Consider the following 21,743-nt stretch of genomic DNA (forward strand, 5'->3'; position numbering starts at 1 on the left):
CCTCCACCCTATCAAGCGACTTTATATTTTGAGAAATTCGCTTTAATCTTATCCTTATAATAGTATAGCGCAACCGATTTGCATAGATTTACTCGGGCTTTTACTAATTTCTTCCGAATTTTTAGCCGGGTTTCTTGAAATCAATTGTTTGTCAGTCGTGTGAAAACCCGATAAGATGATTAAAATATGATTTTTCAGGAGGAATTCTATATGTTTGAGACAACGACTTATGATGGTGACCGGACAAAACAATACGAAATGCTGAATAAACAGCTTGATGCGTTACTGACTGGGGAAACGAATCAGATTGCCAACCTTTCAAATGCAAGTGCCTTACTCGGTCAATTTCTCGACCGGACGAACTGGGTCGGGTTCTATTTAATGGACCCGGAACAAAACGAGTTGGTCCTTGGTCCATTCCAGGGACTGCCGGCGTGTGTCCGGATTCCGCTCGGACGGGGAGTTTGCGGAACAGCCGCTCAGGATCAAACAACACAACTCGTCATGGATGTCCATGCGTTCCCGGGACATATCGCCTGTGACGCAACAACTAATTCGGAAATCGTCGTGCCGTTGATCAAAGACGGAAAAACGATCGGCGTCCTCGACATCGACAGTCCTGAACTCAACCGCTTCGACGAAACGGATCAAGCCGGTCTTGAAGCATTCAGCGAAATTCTTCTTCGCCATATTTGATTGACAGCAGGAATCAGCAGACGTATACTTGTAAAAGTGCAGAAATGATAACGATAGCGGTCAAATCGCTTACGTATCACATTTCATGACTCGGCTTTGCCGGAGGGGCATCGTGTAACTTTGCTATCAAGCGAGGGTGCCACATCATGAAATGGGCGTAACGTGGGTTTGATGGCGTTATTATTTTTATGCAAATAATAACGAACACTAAGGAGGAGTCTTATTATGGCTCGCTATACAGGTCCAGCTTGGAAACTTTCACGTCGTCTCGGTATCTCACTTACTGAAACAGGAAAAGAAATCGCAAAACGTCCGTACGCTCCAGGACAACACGGTAACAGCCGTCGCAAAATGTCTGAGTACGGTCTCCAACTTCAAGCGAAGCAAACGCTTCGTCACATGTACGGAGTAAACGAACGCCAATTCAACCGTATCTTCAACGATGCTGGCAAAATGCCTGGTATCCACGGTGAGAACTTCATGTTCTTACTTGAAGCACGTCTTGACAACGTTGTTTACCGTATGGGTATGGCTCGTACACGCCGTGCTGCTCGTCAGCTCGTCAACCACGGTCACATCCAAGTTGATGGCGCTCGCGTCGACATCCCGTCGTTCCGCGTGAAACCAGGTCAAACGATCTCAGTTCGCGAAAAATCAAAGAACTTTGTCGTTATCAAAGAAGCACTCGAAGTTGCACCAGCAACTAAAGACTTCGTTACTTTCGATGCTGAGAAGCTCGAAGGAACGTTCGTCCGTCTTCCAGAGCGTTCTGAATTGAACGATCAAATCCAAGAACAACTCGTCGTTGAGTACTACTCACGTTAATCAGTTGTTTCAAGCATCCACTCCGGTGGGTGCTTTTTTTGTTTCCCTTTTTCATGTTTTGTGTTAACCTTTATTTTATATTGGTTAACACAAAACATAGAGGACGTGTCATCTTATGAAAACAAAAGATCTTACATTTATCGCTTTAGGTGCTGCCATCATTTCTGCGGTCAGTTTACTGCCGCAACTTCAACTCGTCGGTCCGGTACCGATCACGCTTCAAATGCTCGCCATCATGACGGTCAGTGCCATTCTCGGTGCCAAACGCGGGGGACTGGCTGTCCTGATCTTCTTATTGCTTGCCGCTGCCGGTCTTCCCTTACTTGGTGGAAAAGGAGGACTTGCCCCATTCGTCGGTCCGACCGTCGGTTATCTGATTGCGTTCCCGATTGCCGGTTTCTTCATCGGTCTCGTCGCTGAAAGGACACGCCGTTTCATTCCGCTATTCATCGGGATGCTCGTGTTTGGACTCGGACTCGTTTATCTGCTCGGCACGTTCGGTTTGATGGCCGTCTTGCATCTGTCGTTCCTCGATGCCCTGACAATCAACATTCCGTTTATTCTCGGTGATGTCCTAAAAGCGTTGCTCGCAACAACGATCGCCGTCCGTTTGCTTCCCCTTCGCCTGTTCCGTGTCGCTTAAACAAAAAAAACAACGCTGACGAAATCGCCAGCGTTGTTTTTTATTCGCTTCAAGCGTGCTCGAGCACGAAGTATTTCTTTTTCCCACGACGGATGATCGTGAAATCACCAATCGCATCTTGTTTCGTAATCTCTTTTGTCAATTCCTGTTCTCGGTCCCCATTGATGTAAATCGCACCGTTTGTCACATCTTCGCGTGCTTGACGCTTCGACGGACTGATTTGGGCTTCGACAAGGATGTCGACCAGGTTTGTTGCCTCTCCCAGTGCGAAACGTGGCATTCCTTTGAAGGCATCGGCAATATCTTCTGCTTTCAACGATTTGATTTCACCGCTGAACAATGCTTTTGTAATCCGTTCCGCTTGTTCGAGTGCCTCTGCGCCATGAACGAGAACTGTCATTTCTTCTGCCAACCGGCGTTGTGCAACTCGTTTTTCAGGTGCCGTCTCGACTTCCTGTTGAAGGGCGTTGATTTCGTCAGGTGTCAGGAACGTAAAATATTTTAAGAACTTGATGACATCAAGGTCATCGACGTTGAACCAAAACTGGTAAAACTCGTACGGTGTCGTTTTATCAGCATCGAGCCAAACTGCTCCACCGGCCGTTTTCCCGAATTTTTGACCATCCGATTTCGTAACGAGCGGCACTGTGATTCCGAAAGCCTTTTGGTCATGACCGACGCGGCGAATCAATTCCATTCCTGCCGTGATGTTTCCCCACTGATCACTTCCACCGACCTGCAGGCGACATCCTTCATTTTCGTACAGCTTCAAGAAATCGAACGATTGAAGCAACATGTAGGAGAACTCCGTGAACGAGATTCCGTTTTGCAGACGTGAGTCAACGGAGTCTTTCGCCAACATGTAGCTGATCGGGAAATGTTTCCCGATGTCGCGCAAGAAATCAATTATTGTCAAATCCTTTGTCCAGTCAAGATTGTTTGCAATCGTTACGGGATTTTCGCCATCAAGCGGCAAAAAGCGTGACAATTGTCCTTTAATCCGGTTGGCGAATTCTTCGACGATATCCGATGTATTCAATGAACGTTCTGTCGAGCGGCCACTCGGATCACCAATCATTCCCGTTGCCCCTCCGACTAATCCAATCGCATGGTGTCCCGCTTGTTGGAAACGTTTTAACACAAGAATCGGCAATAAGTGTCCGATGTGGAGTGAATCTGCTGTTGGATCAAATCCAGTGTATAGTGTCGTCGGACTTTCAAGTAATTCTTTAATTCCTTCTTCGTCCGTCATTTGACTGATCAATCCGCGAAACTCTAAATCTTCCAGTAACGTCATCTGTCTTCCCCCTAAAATAGTCTAAAAAAAACCGTCCCCTCGTCTGAACGAAGGGACGGAATATTCCGTGGTACCACCCTAATTGCATGAACCTCATGCCACTTAGATTGCCGATAACGGGGCAGACCGCCTGATTTCTCAAGAAGCTCCTGGAAGCGTAATTCATGAAGCGCTATGTCCTAGTTCGCAGCACCACTAGGTCTCTGATACAGGGAGCGGTTCATTACTTTTTTCCAATCACAGCTGATTCTACTATACGTTTGATTAAGATGTTTCCATGATACGTTGAAGCAGAATCCACTGTCAAGCCATTTTCTAATACTTCAGTTATGGTATAATACGTCTATCTGTGATTTAATGTTAATTTACACCCAAGTTTAAGATGTAAAGGAGATCATTTATGCGCGAGAACTGGTTCAAGTTTTGGAATCATCCCCGGACGAAAGCCGTTCGGCACTGGTCGAATATCACATACGACGTATCTTGGAATATCATTTTATTCCTCATCATAGGGGTCTTGTTAGTCGGAAGTTTTTCTGTCGGAGCAGCGGGCGGTTATTTCGCTTCGCTTGTCAAAGATACAAAAGCACCGAAACTGACAGAAATGAAACAACAAGTAAACAGTTATGCCATTACGAGTGAGATTTATTGGGGAAGTGGCGAAAAGCTGACGAACATTGCCACGGACGAAGAACGTCAACCTGTCAATATTAAGGAAATTTCTCCTTATCTGCTCGATGCTGTCCTATCGACAGAAGATGTTGATTTTTACGAGCATGATGGAGTCGTACCAAAAGCTACATTACGTGCCGTCTTACAAGAGGTGACGAACTCGTCTTCCCGGACAGGCGGAAGTACGTTGACACAACAGTTGATCAAAAACCAAATCCTCACGAATGAAGTCTCGTTTGAACGGAAAGCCAAAGAAATCATTTTGGCTCTGCGTCTCGAAAATGCGATGACAAAAGATGAGATCCTGCAAGCTTATCTGAATGTCGTTTCGTTTGGTCGAAATTCACTGGGACGAAATATCGCCGGAATCGAAGCTGCGTCACGTGGTGTGTTTAACAAACCGGCCAAAAAACTGACGTTACCACAAGCTGCTTTCCTCGCAGGTATTCCAAAAAATCCTTACTACTACACACCTTACCTTCAAGGTGGAGTGGTCAAAAAAGATTTGACGCCGAGTACCAACCGGATGAAAACGGTCTTAAAGCGAATGTATGTCGCGAAAAGCATTACAAAAGCACAATATGAGAAAGCTGTAAAATACGATATTACAAAAGATTTTTCTAAAACATCAAAACGTTCACGTGATACGTATCCGTATGTCTATGATTTAGCTGAAAAAGAAGCACTTAAAATCATGACAAGCTATTTCATGAAACAGGACGGGATCAAAGAAGATGAGGTTAAACCTTCTGAACTTGCCGAAGTCAAAGCCAATTATCGGGATCAGGCATTGATTGCGATGCGACAAGGTGGATATAAAATTCATTTGACACTGGATAAAAAGATTCACGAAGCGATGCAAACACCGGCTAAAAATGCGTCGAACTTCCCGAGTGCGCCGCAATACAAACAAGTCGTCAATCCAAAAACGAAAAAGACAGTCACGAAAAAAGATCCGGAAGAAACCGCTGCTGTCATGGTTCAAAATGAAACAGGTCGGATTTTAGGATTTGTTGGTGGACGTTATACGGATGGAACAGCCGATGACTTCAACCGTGCTTTCCAGGCGAAACGTCAAATCGGTTCGACTGCTAAACCAATTCTTGTTTATTCGAACGGAATTGAAAATGGATTAATCACACCGGCATCGACCATTAATGACGAAGAGTATTATTACCAGACCGTTCCGCGTCAACCCGGTGATAATCCAATCAACAATGAAGGCGGACGTTACCGTGGAAACGTCACCGTACGCGAAGCATTGGAACTGTCTCTAAACGTTCCTGCCGTTAAAACGTACGAGAAGATGAATATGTCGAATTCGATTCAAAAATTAGTCGATATGGGAATTGAAATTCCGGATAATATCCGCTATGCCCCATCTGCCGCTTTAGGAACGATGGAAATTACACCAGTTGAACTTGCCGGAGCTTATGCAACGCTTGCCAACTACGGTGAATACGTCAAACCGTATGTCATTTCGAAGATTACGAAAGACGGTAAAAACATCTATAAAGCAAAATCAAAGAAAAAGCGTATCTACCAAGATCGTACCGCTTATTTGACGCTTGATATGATGCGGGGTGTCTTTGATAAAGGAACGGCGCAATATGCCAATTCATTACTCAAGATACCTGGTGATTGGGCAGGTAAAACCGGGACGACCAATGAAATCAAAGACTCGTACCTGGTCGGTTCAACACCTGGTGTCACCCTTGCCGTCTGGACCGGACATGACCAAAACAACTCATTGATGGGTGCAACCACGTACTATCAACGGACACAAAATCTTTGGGCTCAAATGGCGAATCTGACGTATAACGCAAACAGCAGTTACTTTAAGTCAGGTGCCCGATTCAATCAGCCGGCCTCTGTCAGTGCAGATGACTTCAAAAACACCGGTCGTTTCAAAGAGGAAGACCAAAAGAAAAAAGAAGCGGAAGCAAAGAAAAAAGCAGAAGCAGAAGCAGAAAAGAAAAAACAAGCCGAACAAGATAAAAAGAAAGCGGATGAAGCAAAAGCCAAAGCGGAAGCGGATGCCAAACAGAAAGCGGATGAAGCAAAAGCCAAAGCGGAAGCGGATGCCAAACAGAAAGCAGACGAAGCAAAAGCGAAAGCCGATGCGGATGCCAAACGCAAAGCAGACGAAGCAAAAGCGAAAGCCGACGCGGATGCCAAACGCAAAGCAGACGAAGCAAAAGCGAAAGCCGACGCGGATGCCAAACGCAAAGCAGATGAAGCAAAAGCGAAAGCCGACGCGGATGCCAAACGCAAAGCGGATGAAGCAAAAGCGAAAGCCGACGCGGATGCCAAACGCAAAGCAGATGAAGCAAAAGCGAAAGCCGACGCGGATGCCAAACGCAAAGCGGATGAAAAGCAGAAAAACGCTGAGTAATCTAAGTTCCGTCACTAAAGCATCGACTCTAAAAGAGTCGGTGTTTTTTTAGTTTCCGTTCAAAACAAAAAACAAGACCACCTACTTCCGCTTTCTCCGGAAATAAGTGGTCTGTTTTTATAAGATAAACTTAGTCTTCCATCGTCGAAAGATCTCCTGTTTCAAGATTCAATTCCCAAGCCTTTAAGACACGGCGCATGATTTTACCGCTGCGTGTTTTAGGCAGTTTATCGCGGAAGTCGATTTCGCGAGGAGCCGCGTGGGCTGCCAGCCCCTCTTTAACGAATTTTTGGATTTCTTGTTTAAGTTCTTCTGTCGGCTCATATCCATCTCTTAGCGAAATGAAAGCTTTGATGATTTCACCACGAACCGGATCCGGTTTCCCGATGACACCCGCTTCTGCAACAGCCGGATGCTCAACCAAGCGACTTTCTACTTCGAATGGTCCAACACGTTCTCCGGCAGTCATGATCACATCATCGACACGACCTTGGAACCAGAAGTAGCCTTCATCGTCCATATAGGCCGAATCACCTGATACATACCATCCTTTGAAGAAATACGACTCGTATTTTTGTGGATTGTTCCAAATTTGACGCATCATCGAAGGCCATGGTGTTTTTAACGCTAAATTCCCCATCCGGAAAGGAGGCAACTCGTTTCCTTGATCATCTACAATCGCTGCTTGCGTTCCCGGAATCGGTTTCCCCATCGATCCTGGTTTGATATCCATTGATTTGTAGTTACAGATCATCATAGCACCCGTCTCCGTCATCCACCATGTATCGTGAATGCGTTGATCGAAAGCTTCTTTTCCCCACCGGATGACTTCCGGGTTAAGTGGTTCTCCGACCGAAAGGACATGCCGTAAACTGGACAGATCATGTGTATTTGCAATTTCCGCCCCAGCACCCATCAACATCCGGAAAGCTGTTGGTGCACTGTACCACACAGTCACTTTATATTTCTCGATGACACTGTACCAGAAGTCAGGATTAAATCGACCGCCAACGACAACATTCGTCGCACCGTTCAAAAAAGGTGCAAAGATACCGTAGCTTGTTCCTGTGACCCAACCTGGATCAGCTGTACACCAATAAACATCTTCTTCTTGTAAGTCGAGGACCCAACGTCCTGTCATCATATGTTGAATCATTGCGTTCTGAACATGTAAGACGCCTTTCGGTTTACCGGTCGAGCCCGATGTATAATGAAGGATTAAACCATCTTCCCGGTCTAACCAGACCGGTTCAAATGATTCCGATGCTTGATTGAACGCTTGTCGGAAATCCTTGATTTTATCATCTTCCTCTACGTCTTCATCAACTAAGAGAATCTGTTCGAGTGATGTCAGTTCATCAACAGGGACGCGTGGTAATAATGCTTTTGTCGTAATCAACATTTTTGCTTCCGAATCCAACAAGCGATCCCGGACTGCTTGTTCCATGAAAGCTTCAAATAACGGGCCGACGATCGCACCGACTTTCAACGCACCGAGTAAAGCAAAATACAATTCCGGCGAACGTGGCATGAAAATGAAAATCCGATCTCCAGCTTCGATACCCGCATCTTTTAAGACGTTGGCCGCTTTATTTGTCATTCGTTTCATATCAGCATACGTAAACGTTTGTTCCGTTGTCCCGTCAAAATAAATCAGCGCCGTCTTATTGGCACGTTCACCTTCTGCATGACGATCGATTGCTTCGTAGGCCATGTTGACTTTCCCCGTCGTCGACCACGAAAAATATTGTTCCGCTTCTTGCCAATCGTATGAATCTGAACCATCATATTCGGATAACCAATGCTTCCCCGGAAGCGCTTTCAAAACTTTCATGTCTCGTTCCTCCCCTTCGCTGTTCTCTCCTACATTATAAGCTAGTTAGCCTGTAGTTCAATCAATTTGCCGTCAATTTGTTAAAAAATCCCTCTCTTTCTTTCTCTGCTTTCGATTATAATGAACAGGAAGGTGGTGACGCTTACATGTTTGAAAAACAATTCAATCATCGTACTCATGAAACATCGCTTGGTCCAGTAGAAATCGAAGGACCAGTCACAAGCCAGGTACTTGCTGCTTATACACTTGATCCAGGCCTAACAGCTTTTCGACAACCTGCGGAACAGCATGAAGCACTCGTTGAAATCGCCGCTTTGGAAGAAGGACGTATCATCATCGCCCGACAAGGAAATGACATCATTGGCTATGTAACGTTTCTGTATCCCGATCCTTATGAGACATGGAGCGAGGGGAATAATCCGTATATATTGGAACTCGGTGCCATCGAAGTAGCGGCCCGCTTCCGGGGACAACAAATCGGAAAAAAACTCTTAGAAGTTTCGATGCTTGATCCAGCGATGGAACAATATTTAATTTTAACGACAGAATATTATTGGCACTGGGATTTAAAAGGAAGTGGTTTGTCTGTTTGGGATTACCGTAAAATCATGGAAAAAATGATGAACCACGGTGGGTTGGTCTTTTTCCCGACGGATGATCCAGAAATCGCCTCGCACCCTGCCAACTGTTTGATGGCACGAATCGGTAAACATGTCGCACCTGAAGTCGTCGCGCATTTTGATGCATTACGGCTCCGTCGTCGCTTCATGTACGATTAAGGAGGGCTCGCATGTTAATCGAACAAATCATGAAGACACATTGTATTACGATTCAACCTACAAACTCGATTGCTCACGCCGCCGAGTTGATGCGCCGTCACCAAATTCGGCATTTGCCTGTGATAAATGCCCGACAGGAACTGTTAGGCTTAATTGGTCTGCAGGAGATACAAAGTGCCAGCAGTGTGTTTCACCCGGAAACTTTTTTAAAGGATCAACAAAATGCGGTATCAAGCATCATGCAACGAATACCAATCACGGCTCACCCTCTTGATTTCATCGAAGATGCGGCTGTCTTATTTTATGAACATCGCCTCTCCTGTCTTCCGATTGTTCGGGGACGTCGCTTAGTCGGTTTAATAACAGAAACGGATTTGCTCCGGACCTTCGTCCAATTAACCGGTGCACTAGAACCGAGTTCACAAATCGAAGTCCGTGTCGAAAACACGGCAGGAACACTCGCTAAAATCGCTGGACTCCTGGCGAAAACAAACGTCAATATTTTAAACGTCTTAGTCTATCCGACAGATGATCCATACGTTCGGATCGTTGCTTTTCGTGTCCAAACGATGAACCCGATTCGCGTCATCGAAAAATTACGAAAGGAAGGATTTGATGTGGTTGGTCCTGATATGAGCCGATGAAAGAGTTTGCTTATGTATACAGCAAAGAAGAGGCTGCCTACCGCTTCTCCGACTCCCATCCGTTTAATCCGATTCGACTCGAATTAACCCTGTCCTTATTGGAAGCAACCGGCGCCCTCGAGAATATCGACTGCATCGTCCCCCGTCCGGCAACAGACGAGGAATTATCGTTGATTCACGATCCGGATTACATACAGGCGGTGAAACTCGCAGGACACGGCGAACTTTCTCCGATGAAGGCGCAAATGTACGGATTAGGAACCGAAGACACCCCTCTTTTTGACCAGATGCATGAAAGTGCAGCCTTGCTCGTCGGCGGAACGATTGAAGCATGCGAGCTTGTCCTGTCCGGTCAATACCGGCGGACATTCCATATCGGAGGAGGTCTGCATCACGGCTTTCGCGGACGGGCTTCCGGTTTTTGTATCTACAACGACACTGCCGTCGCGATGGCAGCCATGATTCAAAAATACGATTGCCGGATTTTATATGTCGATACCGATGCCCATCACGGCGATGGTGTTCAATGGGCGTTTTACAACCGGGCGGATGTCATGACGTTGTCACTTCACGAAACCGGACGTTACTTATTTCCCGGAACCGGAATGGTGACGGAGCGTGGAGCAGAAGAAGGTTATGGTTGGAGCTGGAACGTTCCCTTTGACGCCTTTACGGAAGACGCTTCTTTTTTACATGCCTACCGGACTGTCCTGTTTGAAGCATGTGAACTCTTTAAGCCGGATTTGATCATTACTCAAAATGGCGCCGACGCACATGCCCTTGACCCGTTGACCCATCTGTCGTTAACGATGGAGAGCTACGAACAGATTCCTCAAATCGCTGTTGAGGCTGCTGACCGGTACACAGGCGGCCGGATTGTAGCTTTAGGTGGTGGCGGTTACGACTGGTACCGCGTCGTCCCTCGCGCCTGGAGTCAAGTATTTGCTGCTTTAACGAATCAATCTCCCTTCCATGGGAATCTTCCGGAAGAATGGATTAAGCGATGGCAGAAAGAGAGTCCGAATGTTCCGGTGACATGGGCCGATCCTGTTCCGCTGTATCCGATGATTCCTCGTCGTCCGGAAATCGAAGAAAAAAACTGGGAGACCGTTAAACGATTACTGTGGCCGTTCGTCGATGATTCTAAAAAAGAACACTTATCGTTCTCCTCCCCTTATTCAAATGATTAAAAATGTCTTGTTCTTTTCACAATTACTTCGTGGGCATTTCACAAGTTCTTGTTATACTGAATAAGCTTTCATTACTTTATTTAGTAAACGAAAATTGGGGGAATCCGTGTTGAAGAAAAAAACAATAGGCTTCATGGGGATGTTTTTCGCGGCAGGACTTTTGCTTGCCGGATGCGCGAATGACAAACAAGCAATGGATCACGATACAATGCAAGGATCCGGAAAAAAAACAGTCGACGTTAAGGTTGATGTACCGGCGAAGACGATGGAAAATCAAAAAGTGGTTTTCCAAGCGACAGCACTTGAAAATAAAAAGGCTGTTAATCTGGAAAACGTAGCTTTCGAAGTCTGGAAAGCGGATGAAAAAGAAGCGGTTCATCAAAAGTTTAAAGCGGCATTGAAAAAGACAGGTACTTATCAAGCCGAAGCCAAGCTTGCTGAAGGCGAATACGAAGGACTTTATCATATCAATGATAAAAACGGACTTCACCATATGGATAAAATCTCATTCGTCGTCATGGACCACTCGCACGAAGGCGCGAAAAAGAACACGACTGAACATACACACAAACACGCTACCGTTGAAGGATTATCCGTTCATTATATGGGTGCTAAAACAGTGAAGGCCGGGGCAAAATTCCCCGTCTCCTTTCATGTCTTTCTAAACGGCACACCACTCAAGGCAGATGTTCAAATTGAAGTCATCGAACCCGGTGTCGAAAAACATACGTATCTGCCGCTCACTAAAAAATCGGATCAATACGTAGGTGAAGTCTCGTTGACACATCCAGGAGAGACCATCGTCCGACTTCATGTCGAGAACGATCAATTACACCATCACCAAGACCAAACGATAGTCGTTAAACGATGAAAAAAAGTCTGTTTCTTTTCCGGTTGGAAAAAGAACAGACTTTTTTTTGATCAAGAACGGGTAGAATCCCGTTGTTCGATTCGGTGTGGTAAGGTCACATCGTTTGTCTCGATTTCTTCTTTGTTGAGGATTTTCGTCAACAAACGCATTGAAACGGCTCCGATATCATACATCGGTTGAACGACCGTCGTCAGTTTTGGACGAATCATCGTTGCAAGACGCGTGTTATCATGACCAATGACTTCGAAGTCTGCCGGAACTTGATGACCAGCGTCTTGAAGAGCATGAATGACACCAAGCGCCATTTCATCTGTCCCTGCAAAAATCGCACGTGGACAAGCATCGCCAAGTTCAAGTAATTGGTTCATCGCCTTCATGCCTGAATCGTACGTGTAGTTTCCAAGGACAACATTTTGCTCATCAAACGGTAAATTGGCTTCTTCCAACGCGCTCCGGTAGCCGGCAAATTTCTTTTCTCCATTAATCTGTTGTTCAAGTGGTCCAGTAATGAATCCAATCCGCTTATGACCATTGTCAATCAGAGATTTTACAGCATCATGTGCAGCACTTTCGTAATCAATATTAACGGCCGGAAGATCATAATCTTGGTTTAAAGTAGCCGCCAATACGATTGGAACAGGTGATGTTTTAAATTCACGGACAAGATCTTCATGAAGGCGCCCACCCATGAAGATGATTCCATCGACTTGTTTACCAAGTAACGTATTCAACAAATGAATTTCTTTTTCAGGATTTTGGTCTGAGTTACATAGGATGATATTGTACTTATACATCGTTGCAACGTCTTCAATTCCCCGTGCTAAATCTGCAAAAAAGATATTTGAAATATCCGGTACGATGACGCCGACAGTCGTCGTTTTCTTACTGGCAAGACCTCGTGCGACGGCGTTCGGACGGTAGCCGAGTTGGTCGATGGCATCCTGTACTTTTTTCCGCGTCGACGGTTTGACATTCGGATTTCCATTCACTACACGCGAGACGGTCGCCATGGAGACCGCGGCTTCCCGTGCGACATCATAAATCGTTATATTACTGTTCAAAACAAATTCCTCCTTATTTTAGACAACCTTTTTGTTTTCATTCTTGTTTTCATTTTTAGGCAACACGAAAGGAAGACAGGAAAAGATAACTTTCTTTTCCCATTCTTCCCTCATTGTAAAACGTTTTCATTCGCTAAAGAACAGTCTTTTTAGAAAATCATTGAACGTTTAGTGCCGGAAAAGTAGAAGTCAGATTCTCGATGAACGAATCGAACTCATTAAAATCTAATTGTTGGTTTGCATCCGATAACGCAAGCGCCGGAAACGGATGGACTTCTACCATAACAGCATCTGCTCCGATCGCATACGCTGCTTTTGCAGTCGGAAGAAGTAAATCTTTACGGCCCGTCGAATGGGTTACATCGACCATGACCGGAAGATGTGTTTCTTGTTTGAGAATCGGAACGGCAGAGATATCGAGTGTATTGCGGGTCGCCCGTTCATACGTCCGAATTCCGCGTTCGCATAAGATGACCTGTTCATTCCCGCTTGCCATGATGTATTCCGCAGCGTACATGAACTCTTCAAGTGTAGCAGACAAACCCCGTTTCAACAGAACCGGCTTGTTCGTTCGCCCTACTTCTTTCAACAAGTCGAAGTTTTGCATGTTGCGGGCACCGACTTGAATGATGTCCACGTAAGGCAGAGCTGATTCAACTGCGCTTGGTGTCATGATTTCAGTAATGACATGAAGACCGTGCGCATCAGCTGCTTTTTTCAACATCTTTAATCCGTCTAATCCAAGACCTTGGAAATCATATGGTGATGTCCGCGGTTTGTAAGCACCGCCACGCATGAAGCGTACACCATGCTTTGCCAGTTGTTCTGCCACCTCAAAGACCTGTTCTTCACTTTCGACCGCACACGGTCCTGCAATCAATTGTTGGGAACCGTCACCAATCACATCATCCCCGATGCGAATGATCGTATTCGTCGGTTTTTGTTTTCGGGAGACCAACAACTTCCGTGTCCGATCCTCCCCTTGAAGTTCAAGTGAAGCTTTGAAAATTTCTTTAAATACGTGCTGTAGGCGTCCTGTTTCAAATGGACCATGATTGCTCGCTGCAATCGATTCAAGCATCTGACGTTCACGGACCGGATCATACCGATCGATTCCCTGGGCACGTTTGACTTCACCGATTTCAACCGCTATTTCCCCTCGTTTATTGATTAACGCCAGTAACTCAGCGTTTACTAAATCAAGTTCATCCCGTAAACGTTTCAATTCTGCATGTTGATCCATTCTTCTACCACTCCCTAATCAGCATATAGCTCGTAATAGCAACTAATTATAGCGAACTCTTGTGAAATTGTACATAAATAAAGCGTACTCACTATTTAAAGTCAGTGAGTACGCTAAAACGTTGCTTATTTTTTAGGTTGTTTTTCATGACTTAACTTTGCCTGGGGATCATTGTCCTCATCTTCTGTATCTTCTTCGTTCTCTTCTCCTTCGAGATCTTCACGTAATTCAGATAGCTCAGCAACCGTTTCAGTATCAAGTTGTTCTGCTACCGGAGCCCCGTCCACTTCGTCACCGATTTCTCGTTCGATATCACGGACCAATTGTTCCGCTTCTGCAAGTGCAGCATCGATGCTCGATTGGTCTTTTTCAAAACCGGCATATTGTGCCGCTTCCTGGACCGTCGGATTCTTTTTCGCTTTTTCAATGACAGGTGCTGCTTTATCTTTTGCTAATTGAATCCATTCGCCGACGAGTGGTTCTGCTTTTTCGCGAACGACTTGTGTCTGTTCGTTTAAACGTTGGCGTGCTGGCGCTGTCCGCTCATCGAGCATTCCGCGCATTTCACGGCCTGATTTCGGACTTGATAATAAAGCGGCTGCTGCGCCGATTAGGCCACCGACGATGATGCCGGCAAGGAATCCGCCACCTTTAGAAGTATCTTGTGTTTGGTATGGATGTTGTTTTGTCATTATGAACGATCTCCCTTCAACTCATCTGGAATACTTTCGACATCCGGAACAGAAACGATTTCCGGTGTAACCGGTGTTTCTGCTTTTTTACGGAAGCGACGACGCGGTTTCTTTTCGACTGTTGTTGTAGCTGTTGTCGAAGAAGTCACGTCTTGGCCTGGTTCAGGCTTATTTTTCTTAAAGAGTTCCACCGCGACTGATCCCCAACGGACGGCTTGTGCGATTTGTTCTTTGTTTGTATCCGCAGCACCTGCGACCGTGTCAGACACAGTCCGAACTGAATCAGTTACTTTATTGAGCGATGTTCCGAGTTCTTCGATTGAGTTCGCAACCGGTGCAAGCAATTCTGTTTTTTCTTCAATCGTATCGACAAGACGATTCGTTTTGTGTAACAACGCTGTCGTCTCCATCATGATGCCGTCTAATTGACGCTCGAGCCCTGCTGTCGTATCCGCTACGTTGTTAAGTGTCTTACCTGCTGCGCTCAATACGCGTGCGAGGAAGATGACGAGTACTACGAATGCAATCGCAGCAACCAGTCCGGCAATTCCGCCTAATGTAATTTCCATGGTTCGTGCCTCCAATTTCTTTTGCTAGTGTCTAGTTGGTAGTTCGACGTCGGGGCAGTTGTTCCTGCTACTCCAAATGGTTTATTTCCGTTACAATGATAAATGAAACCTACATACATCATTTTGAGGAGGAACTTTTCATGCGTGACCCGCGCCTAACACAACTCGCAACGAATCTTATCAATTATTCAGTAGCACTTGCTCCTGGTGAAAAAGTCTTGATCGAGAATTTCGGAATCGAACGTGAACTTGTCGAAGCACTCGTTGATGCCGCTTATGAAGCCGGTGGTCTTCCATTCGTCCTCTTAAAGGATAACCGTGTGTTACGGAAATTGTACCGCAATGCGTCGGAAGAACAACTTCAGTTAATGGCAGACATCGAACAAAAACAAATGCAGGCGATGGATGCTTATATCGGTCTGCGTGCCGGAGACAATATCAATGAACTTTCCGATGTCCCGTCTGACAAAATGAAGCTGTACGGTAAAACGCTCGGTAAAATGCATACCGAAGATCGTGTCAAAGGCACGAAATGGGTCGTGTTACGCTTCCCGACGACTTCAATGGCACAACTGGCGAACCAGTCGACAGAAGCTTTCGAAGATTTTTACTTCGATGTCTGTACGCTTAACTACGCGAAGATGGGTGAAGCCATGACGCCCCTCGTCGATTTGATGAATAAAACTGATCGCGTTCGTCTCGTCGGTCCCGGAACAGACCTGACTTTCTCAATCAAGGACATTCCAGCCATCAAGTGTGCCGGCAATGCCAATATTCCGGACGGAGAAGTCTTTACGGCGCCTGTCAAAGATTCGATCAACGGAACGATTTCATACAATACGCCTTCCCCTTACCAGGGCTTTACCTTCGAGAACGTCAAACTGACATTTAAAGACGGTAAAATCGTAGAAGCAACAGCAAACGATACGGAACGGATCAATCAAGTATTTGATACAGATGCCGGAGCACGTTTTGTCGGCGAATTCGCAATCGGTGTTAATCCGTTCATCCAACATCCGATGAAGGATATCTTGTTTGATGAAAAGATTGATGGTAGTTTCCACTTTACACCCGGTCAAGCATATGCCGAGGCGTACAACGGAAATGACTCATCCATCCATTGGGATCTCGTGAACATCCAACGTCCTGATTACGGTGGCGGAGAAATTTGGTTTGATGATGTCTTAATTCGTAAAGACGGTCGATTCGTCTTACCTGAACTCGATGTCTTGAATCCTGAAAACTTAAAGTAAGGAAAAACGGACGGCTCATTCCATAGAGGATGCAGCCATCCGTTTTTTTTGACTTATTTTTTTAATGTTGCACGCAACATCCAAATTTGTTTTTCAATTTCTTTTGCTTGTGCCAATAAATCGTCTTCAACCGTCACATCCTGCGATTCAAGATGGACGATTGCATCCAGCATTTCCTTACGAATCTGTTGGAAGTCACTGATGACCGACTCGACCATCTCATCTGCTGATAAGCCTGGTTTAGCTTCTTCAAGCGTCGTTTGCTCCAAATATTCCTTCAGTGTTGCAGAAGGCATTCCGTTGTTCATCAACAGACGTTCTGCCACGACATCGTACTGTTCCGAAACCCATGTGTATAATTCTTCAAGCTTTACATGTAACGTCAAGAAATCAGGACCTTTAATGTACCAGTGGTAGTTATGGAGTTTTACAAACAGGACACCATAGTTTGCCACCTGTTGATTTAAAGCCGTCTTAGCATGATTACTAATCATTATCGATTTCTCCTCTCATAAAACTATGTTTTGTTCTATTTCATCTTTATCCTTAAATAACAAAACTTAAACATGATTTCATGAGAGATTCTTCGAGCATGCAGTAAAAAAATTTCTTACTGAGACCGTTTCAATCCTTTGAGCATATAACCGCCTTTGAAATCCACCGAATCAAAAGCGACAAGAAACGCTTTCGGTTCATACTCCTCGACCAGGTTACGCAATACTTTCATTCTTGTCCGGGCTGCCAGTACATCCAGTCGATAACGAATTCCATCACGACCCTGACCTTGATAATGTGTGACTCCGAATCCGTTATCCCGGATAACTTGAATCAATTCTGCCGGAAACTCTTGTGTGTGAACTTGAATCATATTGTATCCAATCGCCAGCTTCCGTTCGACGAATCCTCCAATCAGAATACCAAGACCGAATCCAAGCGCATAGACAATCATTCCGACTGTCGTCAAGTCACGGAATACGATACCGAGCGCAAAGATATAAATCAACGTTTCAACCGTTCCTAACACACCTGCAATGATTGTTCTTCCTTTGACGAGCATGATGGTACGTAATGTCAAAACAGGTACGTAAATCAGCTGTAACAGTAAGATGAGTAAGATTTGTCCCATGACGTCTTTCCTTTCTAAATAACATACCCCCACTATTCCAAAAATTAATTCAAGATGCAATCAAAAATTTACAACAACCTACCTCAAAATCACTTCAGTTTTTTTTGTTTCATGAAACCGACAAAAAAGACACTGACAAATGAATGTCAGTGCCCGTTCTTACTCAGGATGTTATTTCGTGTTTTCGTACTGGTGTTGATACGTTTGAATGTCTCCTGCTCCCATAAAGAGCAATACGGCATTTTCGTGTTTACTTAAGAGTGATACATTGTCCCGTGTCAAAATATCCGAGCCCGGCACTTTTTCTTGTAAGTCTTCTACCCGGACCTGGCCTTCCTGCTCACGTGCCGATCCAAAGATTTCACACAGATATGTGGCATCTGCCTCGCGTAACGATGTCGCAAAATCATCCATGAATGACTTCAAGCGAGTATACGTATGCGGTTGAAAAATCGCTACGACTTCACGATCCGGATATTTCTTGCGTGCAGACTCAATCGTCGCACTGATTTCTTTCGGATGGTGTGCATAATCGTCAACAAGAATCTGCGAACCGAAGTTAGATTCACTAAAACGGCGTTTCACTCCGCCGAATGTAGACAGACGCGCCGCTACCTCTTCTTTGTTCAATCCTTCATACTGGCAGATTGCGATGACAGACAGTGCATTCAAGACATGGTGGCGACCAAATCCAGGAATCAGGAATGTCCCGTAGAAGTCATCCCGGAGATATACGTCAAACGATGTTCCATCTGGAGTCGACGTTGCATTTTCTGCACGGAAATCATTATTTTCGCCAAAACCGTAATACAGAATCGGAACATTCGCCTGAAGGTTTTGAAGATGTTCGTCATCTCCACAAGCTACGATTGCTTGTTTGACCTGCATCGCCATCTCCTGGAATGCAGATACGACGTCATCAATGCCTGTAAAGTAATCGGAATGATCAAAGTCAATATTCGTCATGATGGCATAGTCCGGTTTGTAATACAGGAAGTGGCGTTTGTATTCACACGCTTCAAAAACAAATGCTTTCGCATCTTCTACACCGGCACCCGTTCCATCACCAATCAAAAATGCCGTTGGTGTAATTCCACTCAAGACATGTGACAGTAACCCGGTCGTCGATGTTTTACCATGCGAACCGGTAATGGCGACAGACCGGTACTCATCTGCTAAATAGCCTAAGAAATCATAATAATGATAAATCGTTAAATCCAGTTCCTTTGCCCGAGCAATTTCTGGATGATCATCTCCAAAAGCATTTCCTTGGATGATGACTTGATTTTCTTTAATGTTGTCCGCACTGAACGGGAAAAACGGAATTCCTTTTGCCCGCAAGGCATCTTCTGTAAAAATATGCTTGTCAATATCAGAACCTTGTACTTGATGATTCATTTCATGCAGTACTTGGGCGAGTGCACTCATCCCTGTCCCTTTAATCCCTACAAAATGATAATTTGTCATATATGAGCCCTCCAATTCACGTTCCGGTCCGTACCATCGGGCTTGGGTACAAAACCTGTACCATTATAGCAAACCGACTTATTATTTACCATTTAAATTATTTTGTTCCCGACGTGCACGATACATGGCCATCAAGTCTTTCGTCGTCATCACGACGTTTACCGGTGGTCCGACCGGTTTTTTAATTTGAACCGACTGGTCTGTAGGTACCTTTTCTGCCCCACTATTTTCTACTTTGATTTCAGCGACTAAATCGTTTTCAGCAGAGGGCAGTTCTTCTACTTGTGTGACCGGTTCCTCCGTTTTGTGATCAACGTGTAAAGTACCTGTTGATAACTGGACAGGTTCCGCATCTTCTCCGTGAACAGCGTGCTCTTTCAAAGTCATTTCAGACTTTTCTTCCACAGGAGTCTCTTCGGTTAATTCTTCCATCGTCTCTTCTTTACTCATTTCTTCTGTAGCAGGATTTTCTAACGCTTGAACGGTATCGTTTACTTCAACAATATCGTCTGCTGCAGGAAGAGAACTTTCCGTCGTCACTTCTGCTTCGACTTGTTCTTCCGAAACATCTGACGGAGAATTTTCTTCGATTGTCGGTTCTGGAACGAGGATGTCTGCATCTGTCGTCGGTACTAAGCCAGCATCCGCTTCGGTTAGATCCGTCTGTTCCATCGTCTCGATCCGCGACTCTTCGTTCAATTCTGATGTCTCATGTTCAAGCGACTCTTCTGATTTTTCCTCTTCCTGTACACTTGAAACATCGACTTCAGATTCGTCAGAATGGATTTCCTCTTGGATCGACCGTTGCTTTCTAGGTCGTTGGAATCCGTAAATAGGCGATGGAACATCCGTCAACACGAAACGATCTTCACGCTCTTCTTTTTTAGGCCGTTCAACGGGTTTTGTTTCTTTTTCGCCTGCTAATTCACGTCGAATTCGTGCTGCCTGTTCCTTTAACGACTGTTCATAACGATTGCTCATTCCCTCACCCCTCCATCTTGTTAAAAAATCGGCCGAATTATCGACCGATTAAAAATGCTTCTCCCGTTTTCGCCGTATCCTCAAGGACAAGAATTCCTTTTTCCTGCGGTGCATCCGGCAATGCGAGTTCCCGTGCAGAACAAAGCATTCCGCTCGAAGCCACTCCACGTAACGCGGACGGACGAATGATCAATCCGGACGGCATGACTGCGCCAGGTTTAGCGACCACTACTTTTTGTCCGGCAGCAACATTTGGTGCTCCACAGACGATTTGCAATGTCTGACCATCCACCTCTACTTGACAGACCGACAACTTGTCCGCATCTGGATGTTTTTCAGCAGATGCTACGAATCCGACTACGAATTTAGGTGAATAATCAATTTCACGTGCTTCGAAATCGACTCCGTTTTCTCCTAGTACGCGTTGAACCGTTTCAACAAGTTCCGGTGTCAATTCGACCGGTCCTACAGCGTTCAATTCAAACTGCTTTGATGCTTCGAAGATGTTATAGCCAATGACGTCTTCGCCATGGAAAATCGTTGCTACATCGCCTTTTCTTTCGGCAGTGATTTCAGCGCGTGGTGCATCTGCCAAGATGACCATCAGGACGTCCCCGACACCTTCTTTATTATAAAAAACATTCATGCAATCCATGACTCCCTTCAAACTTTCTCACAATGCCTATTGTAGCAGATTATTCAACTTTTCGGATGCTTGTTTTTTGCAAGAACGAAGACAGGTTCCAGTTTACCTTCTTCATACATGAACGGAAGCGCCGTTACCGGAACCCGTCCGTTCGTGAAGAAATCGAACATCAATTGTTGTAAAACATCGTATCCTGCATCATTTCGGATATCGGCAAAAATCAGCACATCCTGATGCGGAATCCCGACAGCAAACTCACCTGTCATTTTTTCAGCGTAATCGCTCAATAATTGTTTATTTAAGACACGACTTGCTTCATATCCATCACCCGTACTGAGGAAGTAAAAGATGTTCCCGGCTACTTCGTCCATTTTAAAGGGGGCTTCCAGTGTTTTTAAATTAAAGCGGGCTGCTTCTGACAAATGTTCGGTCGTCCACCCTGCCTGATGTAACAATTCTTCGTCAATCAACCGGTACGTGGCACCTAAATCAAGCGCGTACATGATTTTCGTTTCACCGGTATGGGGGGTGCTGATGATTTTCTTACCATCTTTCGTTTCATCCGCAAAAGATTTTGCCCGAATGACCGGAAAGACTTGTTGCTCATGACCAATTAAAGAAACCGGTTCCGTCTGTTCCAAAACGGCTTTGATGTATTCGATTGTCTCTTCGACTGCGATGACACCGCGACGCTTCGCTTTCGCTACAAGTGGATTTAATCCCAGATCGACTCCTGTACGATCTTTTTTTCGTTCGATGCGAAGCACCGATTTTTCACGATCGAAATACGTTGTATAGTGGGTTGTATCAAATGCCTCAGTAACAAGGCGACGAATTTGTTGTAGTTCCATGAATCCAT

The 21,743-nt window shown here is 45.2% G+C and carries 21 protein-coding genes and 1 other annotated feature; of the genes, 9 read left to right on the forward strand and 12 right to left on the reverse strand.

Translation table 11 applies throughout. From position 1 onward, the window contains the following. Positions 1–210: 210 nt before the first annotated feature. The 3 genes from HNY42_RS12920 to HNY42_RS12930 all read left to right on the forward strand — a co-directional run bounded on the left by HNY42_RS12920 (position 211) and on the right by HNY42_RS12930 (position 2,164). A complete protein-coding gene (locus tag HNY42_RS12920) occupies positions 211–696 on the forward strand; it encodes a GAF domain-containing protein (RefSeq protein ID WP_188004599.1) in 486 nt (161 codons plus the stop codon). 225 nt (positions 697–921) lie between these two features. Continuing rightward, a complete protein-coding gene (gene rpsD / locus HNY42_RS12925) occupies positions 922–1,521 on the forward strand; it encodes a 30S ribosomal protein S4 (protein ID WP_012371102.1) in 600 nt (199 codons plus the stop codon). Between the two features lie 115 nt (positions 1,522–1,636). After that, positions 1,637–2,164, forward strand: a complete 528-nt coding sequence (locus tag HNY42_RS12930; RefSeq protein WP_131502805.1) for a biotin transporter BioY — start codon at positions 1,637–1,639, stop codon at positions 2,162–2,164. Between the two features lie 49 nt (positions 2,165–2,213). Here the strand turns inward: HNY42_RS12930 and tyrS are convergent, their stop codons facing one another. Beyond that, entirely contained in the window at positions 2,214–3,461 is a 1,248-nt protein-coding gene (gene tyrS, locus HNY42_RS12935; protein WP_131502806.1) for a tyrosine--tRNA ligase, read from the reverse strand. Positions 3,462–3,509: 48 nt separating this feature from the next. Further along, positions 3,510–3,711 (reverse strand) — a binding site (T-box leader). Positions 3,712–3,861: 150 nt separating this feature from the next. Between tyrS and HNY42_RS12940 the strand changes: the two genes are divergently transcribed. Further along, positions 3,862–6,528 (forward strand): transglycosylase domain-containing protein, encoded by a 2,667-nt coding sequence (locus HNY42_RS12940; protein WP_188004600.1) that lies wholly within the window; start codon positions 3,862–3,864, stop codon positions 6,526–6,528. Positions 6,529–6,658: 130 nt separating this feature from the next. On the opposite strand, the gene acsA is transcribed toward HNY42_RS12940, so the two are convergent. Further along, positions 6,659–8,362 carry an acetate--CoA ligase gene (acsA, locus tag HNY42_RS12945; RefSeq protein WP_188004601.1) on the reverse strand — a complete coding sequence of 568 codons (1,704 nt, stop codon included), beginning with the start codon at positions 8,360–8,362 and terminating at the stop codon, positions 6,659–6,661. Positions 8,363–8,508: 146 nt separating this feature from the next. Here acsA and HNY42_RS12950 point away from each other — a divergent pair, with 146 nt between their 5' ends. From HNY42_RS12950 to HNY42_RS12965, 4 genes are all read left to right on the forward strand, one after another. Then, positions 8,509–9,141 (forward strand): GNAT family N-acetyltransferase, encoded by a 633-nt coding sequence (locus tag HNY42_RS12950; RefSeq protein ID WP_131502082.1) that lies wholly within the window; start codon positions 8,509–8,511, stop codon positions 9,139–9,141. A gap of 11 nt (positions 9,142–9,152) precedes the next feature. Next, positions 9,153–9,785, forward strand: a complete 633-nt coding sequence (locus HNY42_RS12955) for an acetoin utilization AcuB family protein (protein ID WP_131502083.1) — start codon at positions 9,153–9,155, stop codon at positions 9,783–9,785. Beyond that, positions 9,782–10,975 carry an acetoin utilization protein AcuC gene (locus tag HNY42_RS12960; RefSeq protein WP_131502084.1) on the forward strand — a complete coding sequence of 398 codons (1,194 nt, stop codon included), beginning with the start codon at positions 9,782–9,784 and terminating at the stop codon, positions 10,973–10,975. The genes HNY42_RS12955 and HNY42_RS12960 overlap by 4 nt, the downstream gene beginning before the upstream one ends. Before the next feature lie 106 nt (positions 10,976–11,081). Beyond that, on the forward strand, positions 11,082–11,846 hold the full coding sequence (locus HNY42_RS12965; protein WP_188004602.1) for a FixH family protein: 765 nt from the start codon (positions 11,082–11,084) through the stop codon (positions 11,844–11,846). A 50-nt stretch (positions 11,847–11,896) separates the two neighbouring features. Here the strand turns inward: HNY42_RS12965 and ccpA are convergent, their stop codons facing one another. The 4 genes from ccpA to HNY42_RS12985 all read right to left on the reverse strand — a co-directional run bounded on the left by ccpA (position 11,897) and on the right by HNY42_RS12985 (position 15,411). Next, entirely contained in the window at positions 11,897–12,907 is a 1,011-nt protein-coding gene (gene ccpA / locus HNY42_RS12970) for a catabolite control protein A (RefSeq protein ID WP_131502086.1), read from the reverse strand. Between the two features lie 157 nt (positions 12,908–13,064). Further along, the gene (locus HNY42_RS12975; RefSeq protein ID WP_131502087.1) at positions 13,065–14,150 is read right to left on the reverse strand and encodes a bifunctional 3-deoxy-7-phosphoheptulonate synthase/chorismate mutase; all 1,086 of its coding nucleotides are present in this window, start codon (positions 14,148–14,150) and stop codon (positions 13,065–13,067) included. Between the two features lie 125 nt (positions 14,151–14,275). Continuing rightward, entirely contained in the window at positions 14,276–14,842 is a 567-nt protein-coding gene (locus HNY42_RS12980; RefSeq protein ID WP_131972381.1) for a YtxH domain-containing protein, read from the reverse strand. Then, positions 14,842–15,411, reverse strand: coding sequence for a DUF948 domain-containing protein (locus HNY42_RS12985; protein WP_114595229.1), 570 nt, complete (start codon positions 15,409–15,411; stop codon positions 14,842–14,844). Before HNY42_RS12985 ends, HNY42_RS12980 begins: the two co-directional genes overlap by 1 nt. Positions 15,412–15,551: 140 nt before the next feature. Between HNY42_RS12985 and HNY42_RS12990 the strand changes: the two genes are divergently transcribed. Then, positions 15,552–16,664: an aminopeptidase gene (locus HNY42_RS12990; protein ID WP_131502090.1), complete on the forward strand. Its 1,113-nt coding sequence runs from the start codon at positions 15,552–15,554 to the stop codon at positions 16,662–16,664. A 53-nt stretch (positions 16,665–16,717) separates the two neighbouring features. On the opposite strand, the gene HNY42_RS12995 is transcribed toward HNY42_RS12990, so the two are convergent. The 6 genes from HNY42_RS12995 to HNY42_RS13020 all read right to left on the reverse strand — a co-directional run bounded on the left by HNY42_RS12995 (position 16,718) and on the right by HNY42_RS13020 (position 21,735). Then, positions 16,718–17,158 carry a Dps family protein gene (locus HNY42_RS12995; RefSeq protein WP_026827708.1) on the reverse strand — a complete coding sequence of 147 codons (441 nt, stop codon included), beginning with the start codon at positions 17,156–17,158 and terminating at the stop codon, positions 16,718–16,720. 116 nt (positions 17,159–17,274) lie between these two features. Then, a complete protein-coding gene (locus HNY42_RS13000) occupies positions 17,275–17,790 on the reverse strand; it encodes a DUF2179 domain-containing protein (protein WP_026827707.1) in 516 nt (171 codons plus the stop codon). A gap of 171 nt (positions 17,791–17,961) precedes the next feature. Continuing rightward, a complete protein-coding gene (gene murC, locus HNY42_RS13005; protein ID WP_131502091.1) occupies positions 17,962–19,257 on the reverse strand; it encodes a UDP-N-acetylmuramate--L-alanine ligase in 1,296 nt (431 codons plus the stop codon). Positions 19,258–19,338: 81 nt separating this feature from the next. Next, positions 19,339–20,238, reverse strand: a complete 900-nt coding sequence (locus HNY42_RS13010; RefSeq protein ID WP_131972378.1) for a hypothetical protein — start codon at positions 20,236–20,238, stop codon at positions 19,339–19,341. A 37-nt stretch (positions 20,239–20,275) separates the two neighbouring features. Next, on the reverse strand, positions 20,276–20,884 hold the full coding sequence (ytpR, locus tag HNY42_RS13015; protein ID WP_131972377.1) for a YtpR family tRNA-binding protein: 609 nt from the start codon (positions 20,882–20,884) through the stop codon (positions 20,276–20,278). A gap of 53 nt (positions 20,885–20,937) precedes the next feature. Continuing rightward, a complete protein-coding gene (locus HNY42_RS13020; protein WP_131972376.1) occupies positions 20,938–21,735 on the reverse strand; it encodes a DUF1444 domain-containing protein in 798 nt (265 codons plus the stop codon). Positions 21,736–21,743: the final 8 nt, after the last annotated feature.

This window comes from Exiguobacterium sp. Helios, assembly GCF_014524545.1.
In the GTDB taxonomy this organism is placed as follows: domain Bacteria; phylum Bacillota; class Bacilli; order Exiguobacteriales; family Exiguobacteriaceae; genus Exiguobacterium_A.